1 protein-coding gene is annotated in these 285 nt (G+C 56.1%); it reads left to right on the top strand.

Features of this window, described 5'->3' with window-relative positions; translation table 11 throughout:
• The coding region (locus tag RTW80_RS28855; protein WP_312721531.1) for an ROK family protein at nt 1–285 on the top strand (285 nt) is incomplete at both ends.

The raw sequence follows: 285 nt of genomic DNA, 5'->3' as shown, positions 1-285 counted from the left end.
CTTCCTGAGCGCACGCAGGAGACGCTTGAACACGCGTTGCTGAATACCATTGCGCATTTCATCGAAAGCTGTCAGCGCAAGATCCGTGAACTCATCGCCATCTCGGTGATTTTGCCCGGCCTGGTTGACCCGGAAAGCGGCGTTATTCGCTACATGCCGCATATTAAGGTAGAGAACTGGGGGCTGGTTGAGGCGCTGGAAAAGCGCTTCAAGCTGACCTGCTTTGTTGGTCACGATATTCGCTCGCTGGCGCTGGCGGAGCACTACTTTGGTGCGAGCCAGGAC

Source organism: Escherichia sp. AM3 (assembly GCF_032029835.1).
Taxonomy (GTDB): Bacteria; Pseudomonadota; Gammaproteobacteria; order Enterobacterales; family Enterobacteriaceae; genus Escherichia; species Escherichia coli.
The sequence above is the reverse complement of the archived record's forward strand: the minus strand, read 5'-3'. Positions and strand labels throughout refer to the sequence as shown.